This window comes from Nocardia sp. CY41, from assembly GCF_009829325.1.
Lineage (GTDB): Bacteria > Actinomycetota > Actinomycetes > Mycobacteriales > Mycobacteriaceae > Nocardia.
Genome location: NZ_VUOS01000043.1, coordinates 18022 through 27410, shown reverse-complemented (window position 1 = coordinate 27410; position 9389 = coordinate 18022). Strand labels below are relative to the sequence as shown.

Sequence of the window (9389 nt, the reverse complement as noted above, 5' to 3'; positions counted from 1 at the left end):
ACAACAGCCAGCGCATCCAGAAGAAGCTGGGTTGGCGATCACCTGATGAATTCGAGGCGAGCTACCATCACCCGGTTCCGGCTGGAACCTGATTACCCCGCCCTCCAACAATGCGGGGGAACCTCAGAAGCAGCGGAAGTATCGAAATGGGGGTAGCGCAGTCAGATTGCGTGAGAGGCCCGATGTGCGCCGTCGTCGTAAGGCGAAGCCCACACCCTTCGCCTGCGAACCCTGGTGGCAGCAGGTAGCCGCCGCGACCGTCGCCTTCGTGTTGCGGCCGAACTCCCGAATGCGCGGACCGGCGCCGTGATCAACGTCGGCGCAGGAATCCGAGCACGCCGCTGTTACGGCCCCGCCCCGGCACGGCAGATACCCCGTCCCGGGGCGGCAATGACCCATCGCGTGCCGCCGCCCCGGACAGGTCCGTCCAGAGCATGCCGCTATCGGTAAGAGCGCGTACATGAATGCGAGCAGCCACCATCAGCCCCGCACCGATCAACTCCTCGGCCGCGACATCGCAGGCCACGATGACCGCCCCGACGACCCGCGGAGAGCCCACCACGATCAGCACGGCCCCATCCGCTCCCAGCGATCGCGCCAACCCGACCATCGTCGCGGCTACCCAACCGTCGGCCCGCCAATGCAGCGTCGCAGCCACCTCGGCATCCCGAAACAGCACCACGATCAGGCCAGCGCCCGCATGTTGCAGGCCACGGGCCGCGTCGAGCGCTTTGAGGACCGCAGCTGATGTCTCGTCACCGGCCAACTTCGACCGCGTTCCCCCCTGATCCGCCGACGCGGATCTCGAGTTCTCGCATCCACATCCCCAGCTCATCGCAGTGCCACTGCGCAGACGCAGGTACCCGCAGCCCGTACATGGCTTCGAGCCAGTTCTGATATCGGCTTCGGTACCTCATTGCCGTATCTCCTGTCCGAAGCGAGCATCAACTGCGGGCATATCCACGCCTGCCGGTGCTTGCCCCACAGCGCGTGGCCCGCGCAGACCGATCACCGTCATGACCGTGACGGTCAGGAATAGTCCGCCTGCGATGACGAGGGCGATGGCGTCATGACTCATCAGCTGCTGTACCCCCAAGCCAGCGCCACTGGTTCGCAGACGCCGTCGATGCAGATACTCACGGCCGAGCGAGCGGCGATCCGGTTCGCTTTCACCGCCCACCTCGCGCGGTGGCGATATCGCGCGACAGCGCCCCGAACCACTCGGCCGCCTGCTGAGTGGCCCCGTCACCGGCGTAGCTGGTGTGGTTGCCGACCGGGTCGGCATAGCTCAAGATCGTCGCCGGATTCAACAGATCAGCGTTGGCCGCCAATTCCGCTTGGACCGCCGCACCGAGCTGCCCAGCCAGCTGCGGCAACTGCCGAAGCGGATCAGCCGCTACCGCGGCCACAATGCGGCTGATCTTGTCCGCCGTCGCCTGCGCCTGGTCCGCACCCGGCGCAGGGGTCCGCGGGTCGGCCGCATCGGCGATGCGATCCGAAACACTCGCCGCAGGAACGTAATTGACACCTGTTCCGTCGACCTGAATATCGTTGAGAAGCACCGTCGAGGTAGCCGCCGCGGTTGTCTGATGCCAGGCTGCGCTGACCGAGCTCACAGCGGCGAGCGGATCGTGCAGATCCGCGCGGGCGGCAAGACCCGCCGCTGTGCGCAGCACCGCAGCCCTACCCGGGGCATCACAGGCCAGGTCCCCAGGCGCGCAGAATTCCGCGACGCGCCCGGACAGCGCGCCGAACCCGACCTCATTCGGTGTGATGCCGCCACTAGCCGGGGGCACCGGAACCCGCACCTGCGACGTCGCCGCACCATCGGTACCCGGCGCCGGCGAAGGAGTCATCTGCCCCGGCGCCCCAGGAAAGGGGGCACCACCCGCCGGGCGAGTGCCATCACTGAACAGAGCCACCCCGGCCACGCGATCGGCGGGCACCGGACCTTGCCCGGCCCCGACCTGCCGAGCGAATTCGGCACCGGCCACAGCACCCTGCGAATAGGCGGCCACGGCCAGCATCGTCTGCGGGCAGCGAGATACAACCTCCGCCGCCGTCGCATTCAAACGGGCTGTCGCCTGGTCGACCGATGCCGCGAACGGCGCCGCTCCCGGACCCGTCCCCGGAGCACCGCCGAAGCTGGCCTCGTACGGGATATTCACGTGCGCGATGTCCACGCCCTGCGCGAGCATCGGCCCCACCATCGTGCCGAGCATCCCGCCGGTGATGTCCGGATTCGCCGCGGGCGTCGACTCGCCGGTGCCCTGTACTCCCAACACCAACAGACCCGGGCAACGTGCTACCGGCACTGCACCGTCCGAGCCAAGGCCAGCGGAGACAGATTCGATGCGGCCGACCTCTGCCCTCGGCACAACATCAGTTCGGCTCTCCGCGGCCTGCGAAGCGGGGGCGGTCTCGTCGAGAAGGGCAGTGGGCCGCGACGGCGGCTCGGCTTGGGCAGGAATTTCCGCGAGCGCCGTCCCGCCGCAAACTATTGCAGCGGCGGTCAGCGCGACGACGTGGCGCACAGTTGATTCCTCACGGCTACGGCAGCGCCGTCGAACCTCAAGGTTCACACGTGGCGCTGCGGGATCACTCGATAAGCGGTCGGTCCGCCCATGCCGGGGCAGACCGCCGAAATACAGCGGCCCCCACGGAACACTCGGTGCTCGATCACTGAGCCCGAGTGCCCGTAGGGGCCCGCATCGCAGGGCCGTCGCATCCGATCGCCCGCAACAGGGAACTCGGGGCGAGGGCCACGATGTTCTCGCCAGCAGCCGACGGCAATGCAGCCGCCGGGCGAGCCGCGATCAGAGGAACGGCAGGACCGCGTGCACGATCTGATTGACCGTGTACGCCAGCGTGGCTCCGGCGTTCAAGACGAAGGTGACAACGCTCAGGACTGCACCCATGGTTGGAGATTCCTTTCCCTCGTAATCGGGCGTGCGTCCTTCGCGCCGCCCGGAATGAGAGGCGGACGGCCGCGTGCTCTGCACCTCAGCCGTTCGGCCGGACAAGGATCTCCTCCCCCGGACGTCCTCCCTGAAAGGGAATCTAAAGGGAAGTATGTAGGTATGTCAAAGGAAATTTGATGGATGTTGGTCCCGCTCGCTCGCGGCGGTGGAGCCACCGCCCGAGGCTGGGCGCACGCCAGCTCCATGTGATGTCAAAGCATGAAGACAACGCGAAGCCAGAGGCAGCTGGATACTTCGACGCACCAATGGGTCTCGGCGAAGTGAGGGGAAAGAGACGCCCAGGCGCCTCCCTTGTCCGGGTTGCCTGGCTGCGCAAGCTTCGTCTCTACGCCCTGCGTGACTCGCATCGGCGGCTGCGTCCGACGCGGATGCAAGCTATGTGCGTTGACATTCCTCTGAGATTCCTATTAGTTTCAGTCTGTGAGCTGGCCGATGATCACTCCACCAGCCGCCAATGGGAGAAAGCCGCCCGTGGAACTGGCGGCGCCACTTGGCCCTGCGATCGCGCAGTGCACGCTCGCCACAGGCTTCGACCTCGCGATCCGCGAGATCGTCACCGTCGCGCACGCTACGCTCCGGGAGGCGCCCACCGCGGCCCGCAGTATCGAGTTCGTGCTCAGCTGGTTTCGTCATGTGATCACCCCGGTGACCCTGCTGGTGATGGCTGAGTCAGGTGGGCTACGGCCGAGGTGCCTCATCGGGATGCCTGGCACCACCCCGGAGAGATCGGCAGCCAATGGTCAGCGATGTTCGTCGCGAGGCTTTCGGCGAGTCGCGCGCGCAATCCACCGCCGAGGTGCTAGTTATATCGCTATGCCCCGCCGGAGAGAACGTGTAGGCCCGCCGCGAATCAGCCGTGACACGGCCGATCTCGCTGATTTGTTCGTGCAGATCGACAAGTCGGTGGCTCAACGCGCCAAAGATGTGGCGAAGGCAAAGAACGTCAACCTGTGGCAGGTGGTGGAAGAGGCTCTGCGAGCGCTTCCTGACATTGCCGAGCTGGAAGCACAGCCGACGCTCATGGATGTGCCCCAGAAGGTTCGCAAAGCAAGTTGACTCTTCGCCTTCCAGGCTGGGAGCTGAGACGGAGGACCACTAGAACCTCACCAGACCGAACTGAATAGAACCCAGGGACTCCCGAAACATGGGAGAAGCCCACCCAGCTTGCTCAAGGCTGGACGGGCTTCCCGAAAACCATGGGGGATGAGGGCCAACTCATCCCCACAGCGAGTCCCACCAGCATCCACATGAGTTAGGACGCTCTGTTGCTGACGGAACCTGGGTCCGAGGATACCGCACGTCCAAATCGGGACTCAACCGCTTCCGGCCGTGTCGTAACCGATGACGACCATTCCTTCGATCGGAACAGCGCCACAGCGCTGATGACGGCACCCCACCACGGGGCCGCTCATTCTCTTCACCAGCTCGCAGACGCTGAGAACGTGTGGGTGGGGCTGGCCCTCCACATCGCCGCGCGCCAGTCGATGCGGCTCTACGTCGCTGAGATCGAAAAATACGCCCCCAAGGCAACGAAGTTGCGGTGGAAACGTCTGCCTGACGCACCCGCAGCACTTCCGATCTACCGCGACGGCAAAACGCGGCTGCTCGTCTTGGATCTGGATCCGAGCAAGTCAGCGACGTCGGACGCTGCTGGCCGAGCCGATGTAGCCCGAGACGCCGCCCGCGCGATAGCGCTTCTCCGTCAGTGCAGGGCGCGGTACGTCGTCGACCGCTCCCCCCGCGGCGGCATGCACATCTACGTTCCCCTCGCCGAGGAACTGAGCCTCAAAGGCTTGAGGAGACCGCTGAAATTACTCGAAGCCGAATTGCCGACCCTGGACCTCAGCCCCATGCTGCACCCGGTTCAGGGCTGCATCACTCCGCCGGGCGCCCGCTGCCGCGGTGGTGGATTCCGCGAGCTGGTCGACATCAGCATCGAAGATGCCGTCGAGGTCTTCACCAAGCGGTCCGAACCGGGCCTGGTCGCGCGTCTCAATGCACTCCTCGACCCCCAGGCCTACCTCAGCACCCGCACCGACGTTCGCGATGTCGACGCCAGTGTGCACACGAACAGCCAGCAGCCGGCCCCAGTGGCGTATGTGCCGGGGCCGACAGGCGCTGATCGCCTGCCAGCCAGCGTCACCACCAAAGCGCCTCTACAGGGCTGGATCCGGCCATTCTGCTCTCGCGGGGTAGTGCCGGACCGGCGAACACCCGCAGGCAAGACGTGGTCGCCGAGCGAAGCCCGACTCGGTGTCCTTCGGGCGCACGTCGCTCGAGGCTGGAGTCTCGATGACGTCCGGGCCACCTATGGCGATCCCGACTGGGACGGATTCTGGGATGGCTACCGCACACGCCATGACCACGGACGGCAGCTCAGCATCGACTGGAGTCGGGCATGGGAGTACGTCGAGAGGTGGCGAACACCAATCGGCGCGAAATCGTCTACCTCCGAACATAAAACCGACCAGAGCAACACAGGGGGGATTGAGGCTCCACAAGTTTCTCTGAAACGGAAGCTCGCTTCAGCATGGAAATGGGTGCTGCTCAGCGGTCGGTTTCGAGGTCCACAACTATTCAGTGCACTGGCCGTTGCCAGCGCAGTTGCTCACGGGATGCAATTGACTGGCAAGCCATCTGCTGCATTGGGGACAAGATTTCTGTCGGATGCAGCTGCGGTGTGTGAGGACACCGTGGTCACCGTGCTGCGGATCTTCAGGGAAACCGAAGGATCACCAGTTCGCCGACTGGCTGTCTGGAATGCCCCTCAACGAACAGGAGACGAGTACACCCTGGTCGAACCGCGACTGGACGGCGAAATCGTGCGAGCGGCCGAATGGGAAGTGATGGCAGCCCGTCTGGAGCAGATCGACCCAGTGTGGCGCGATATCGGGCTATCCGCCTGGTGGGTTTACCACATCCTGACCACTATTGAGAGCACGGAGTCGACCGTCCGGCCGCAGGAGCTGGCCGCCGCGGCTCGCGTGAGCTCGGCAACGGTGTCGCGCAGTACGCGGGAACTCGCTGCACGCGGGCTTGTCGACTACGGCTACGGTTGGATCTGCCGGACAGGGCGATCACCCCGCCAGATTCCCGAACTCACCGCAGCTGTCGACGAGGCCCGCGACATCCGAATTGCCCGACATCGCAGGGAACGAGCAGAATTCTGGGAATTCCTGGATGTCATCGCCCGCAATTTCTCTTCCCGCGAGATCCACGCCTACACGACGATCGCGGAAGTATATGCAGACCACGACGCCTACATGGCGGCTGTAGCGCCTGGCGCACTCCCCTACCTCAGTCCACCGCCCCCAACCGCTCGCAACGAGACAGCCGCCATCGCAGACACCGACGACATCGAAGACACGGACGAGGCCGCACTGGCGCTACTCTCCGAAGCCCTCGGGGCAGTTCGCATTCAGGTCTGAGTACCGAAGAGACGCCTCTCGGTGCCGCCAGGTCGCGGGAGGCCAAGCCCCATCCCACACTGCCCAGACGCGACGAACCCGGAAGCTGAGCGCGCGGGGACTTGATGCCGCCAGCAGATGACGCACTGACCCCATGTGCGTCCTTACCGATGGAGGCTTTCCGTCACAGTGACGTAAAACTCTCGTCCCCTGCAGCATTCAGTGGTCGGATCGCCTCGGCCGGCCAGGAGACATGCGTGCCCGACGCTTGGCCAACTCCTTCTCGCCCTCGTGTAGATCGGCGCGGTCGGTGTCGTCACCGTACGCGTCGATGTCAGCACGCAGTGTGTCGAGGATGCGCTCGGTGCGGGTGATCCCGCGCCGAGCGTTGACCCGCCCCCATGCCTCCCACATCGGCTTGGGCACACGGACCCGATGACCTGGCGTGTGACGCTCTTCCTCCGGTTCGCCGCTCACATGGACCCTCGCCGCTTCCTGTCGCCATCTATTGCGTATACACGAGATTATCATTATCGTGTGTGTACACGATAAATCCGTCGTGGGTTCGGTGTGAGTGGAACCGGGGCTGCTACGGGGAGGCGTGATGTAGAGACGCGAAGCCGTCACTCTCCAACGGATTACACGACTCGCGGCCCTACTGTGCAACACTAGCCCCGCAAGCACATCTCATCTCATCCCTCACCTCTGATGTACTTGGAGGATTCTGTTGACTTCAGCTACGCCTTATGAAATTACCGAGGAACCCGCCCTCGACCCGTCCGAGTTTGAGTACTCCGACGAGGACGAGATGTACGCCAGCGATTCGTCGGTGGACGTCCTCGGCTCGATCCGCTCCCTGCGAGAGTGGGGGCGCGAAAATCTGGCTGGCCGAGTGATCACGTTCACCGGTGACAAGGGTGGTGTTGGCAAGACGCGGAACGCCATCGAAACTGCATACTGCCTGGACGCTGTCTATTGCGACACGGATTGGAACAAAGGCAACGGATCCCGCGCATTGAACTGGCGCGATGAAGACCGGCTGGCATCCCCTATGCTTACTGGCCTCACCACTGGCAAGATGCCCCGCCCGCTGTCTGGCGCGCGATACGGCCGCCCCGACTTCATTCCGTGCGGTGAGGATTTTGAGAACGGGCAGCCGCCGCAACAGCAGATCACCGACACCGTGGTGAAGTGGGCCAAGGAATCCGGGCGCTGCCTCATCTTCGACACCCACCCGGGCACCGGCTCCGCAGCCTACGGAGTCATCGCCGCATCCCATTTGGTGGTCTGTGTCATGAAGTTCGAGAACGAGACGATCGAGGCCCTGGAAGGGTTCGCCGAAAAGATGCGCGGTCACGACGTTGTCGTACTGCTCAACGAGGTGAAGATGCCCTCCGATCGGCATATGAAGTTGCTTGAGCGCATCGTCGAAACCTACGAGTTGCCCGTGCTCACCCCGATCCCGTTCGAGAAGTCACTCAAGGAGAGGGCAGCTAAGACCGCCGCGACGAGTGCGAAGAAGCTGGCGAAGTCGAAGGCCGAGTGGATGACGGCGATGCTGCAAGTTGCGACGGAAGTAGGTGGTCGCGTTGCCTAACGGCATGGACGCGCTGAAGCAGAAGAAGGAAGCCAACCGGCGCGGAGCACGAGTAGTGCCAGGGTCGGCAGCACCCGCAGTACCTCGGGCCTCGACGCCCCCTCCCTCGCCGAAGGTGGTCGCGGCGGCTCCACCGGCGCGGCCCGACACCGTGAAGCACACTGCGCCAGAAGGTTCGCCAGACGCGGTAGCGGATGGGAAGACCGGGGAAGCCCCGCTCTACCGATTCGCCCCTCGCCCGGCGAACCCGCGGCTGTCCGACGAGTACGACCCCGAGAAGGACGACGAGCTTGCGGCGTTCGGCTCGACCCTGAAGCAATTCGGTGTGCTACAACCCCTGACCGTGTGTCCAATCGACGTCTGGCTGAAGCATCACCCCGAGGACCGTGAGAAGATCGGTCCTGACGTGTGGTGGATCATCATCATCGGCAACCGACGCTACGCGATCGCCAAGGCCAGAGGCATCGAGACCTTGTCATTCGTCCGGAACGACGGCGTAGGCGATGCAATTCAGGTGAAGAAGACAGGCCTGATCGAAAACCACCACCGCAAGAGCCTCAATCCGATCCTCGAGGCAATGGAGATCCAGGACATCCTTGAGGAGCAGTCCGGCGTCAGCTACCGCACACTCGCTGATGAGCTCGGCTTCTCCCATGGCCTGGTGTGGCAACGGCTGCAACTACTCAAGCTGATCGGGGGCTTCCAGGCTCTAGTGGCCGCGAAGGAGCTCAGTGCCGATAAGGCATGGCGCCTGGCGAAGCTCTCACATGAGGATCAGCAGAAGCTGCTTGAACTCGGCCCCCCATACTCGGCGGCGCGCCTGCGGGAGAAGGACAAGGACGATGAGCCAGCTGTCGGCCTGGTTACCCGGGCGGCAGTCAAGATTCCAAAGAAGAGTCCCCCAGCGAAGGTCGTAGACGTTCTGATCGACGAGCTTCCGATCGACATGGTGGCCGAGGTGTCGCGGCTCTTAGTCGCCAAGTTGGAGAATTCGGCGGCGGTCTGAAGCGCCCCCTGAATCGAGAAGGCCTGCTGTATAGCTCCTATACAGCAGGCCTTTTCATTCGCTGACCGGCGCGCCGTATAGGACCTATACAGGAGGTCCTGCGTGGCACGGTGCTGATGTATAGGTCCTATACGGATATGCACCCGAATGACACTCGGCTCACCGCTGCCTAGCTGTATAGGTCCTATACAGTTCTCTTAGGCTGAATTTCCGACGAACTCCGCAGCATCTCTCACTACCAGGGCCGGACGTGAGTACAGCGATTGCAGCAGACGGGCCTGATCACTAACGAAGACAAGCTGAAGACGACGAAGTCTCTCGGACGACGTGATTCGACGCGTGGCGTACTGTTCGTTCGATCGGGCGGGCATTCGGTCCGGGTTCGGACCGATTCGCAG

7 protein-coding genes are annotated in these 9389 nt (G+C 63.9%); 4 read left to right on the top strand and 3 right to left on the bottom strand.

All coding sequences use genetic code 11. The features are described 5' to 3' along the window. Positions 1–310: 310 nt before the first annotated feature. On the bottom strand, positions 311–766 hold the full coding sequence (locus GVY64_RS33820) for a hypothetical protein (protein ID WP_159850298.1): 456 nt from the start codon (positions 764–766) through the stop codon (positions 311–313). 403 nt (positions 767–1169) lie between these two features. Next, entirely contained in the window at positions 1170–2534 is a 1365-nt protein-coding gene (locus tag GVY64_RS33815) for a cutinase family protein (RefSeq protein ID WP_159850296.1), read from the bottom strand. A gap of 867 nt (positions 2535–3401) precedes the next feature. On the opposite strand from GVY64_RS33815, the gene GVY64_RS33810 reads away from it, so the two are divergent. Both GVY64_RS33810 and GVY64_RS33805 read left to right on the top strand, forming a co-directional pair. Next, positions 3402–4037 carry a hypothetical protein gene (locus GVY64_RS33810; RefSeq protein WP_159850294.1) on the top strand — a complete coding sequence of 212 codons (636 nt, stop codon included), beginning with the start codon at positions 3402–3404 and terminating at the stop codon, positions 4035–4037. Between the two features lie 386 nt (positions 4038–4423). Further along, complete coding sequence (locus GVY64_RS33805; protein WP_159850292.1) at positions 4424–6409, top strand: hypothetical protein; 1986 nt, start codon at positions 4424–4426, stop codon at positions 6407–6409. Positions 6410–6607: 198 nt separating this feature from the next. Here GVY64_RS33805 and GVY64_RS33800 read toward each other — a convergent pair whose 3' ends face one another. Continuing rightward, positions 6608–6814, bottom strand: coding sequence for a hypothetical protein (locus GVY64_RS33800; RefSeq protein ID WP_159850290.1), 207 nt, complete (start codon positions 6812–6814; stop codon positions 6608–6610). A 301-nt stretch (positions 6815–7115) separates the two neighbouring features. On the opposite strand from GVY64_RS33800, the gene GVY64_RS33795 reads away from it, so the two are divergent. Both GVY64_RS33795 and GVY64_RS33790 read left to right on the top strand, forming a co-directional pair. Next, positions 7116–7985 carry a nucleotide-binding protein gene (locus tag GVY64_RS33795; protein ID WP_159850289.1) on the top strand — a complete coding sequence of 290 codons (870 nt, stop codon included), beginning with the start codon at positions 7116–7118 and terminating at the stop codon, positions 7983–7985. A 4-nt stretch (positions 7986–7989) separates the two neighbouring features. Beyond that, entirely contained in the window at positions 7990–8991 is a 1002-nt protein-coding gene (locus GVY64_RS33790) for a ParB/RepB/Spo0J family partition protein (RefSeq protein WP_159850288.1), read from the top strand. The last annotated feature ends 398 nt before the right edge of the window (positions 8992–9389 follow it).

What these genes read in the sequence shown, in the direction of transcription:
- GVY64_RS33790 (WP_159850288.1), top strand. Translation starts at nt 7,990, where the DNA reads ATGGACGCGCTGAAGCAGAAGAAGGAAGCCAACCGGCGCGGAGCACGA.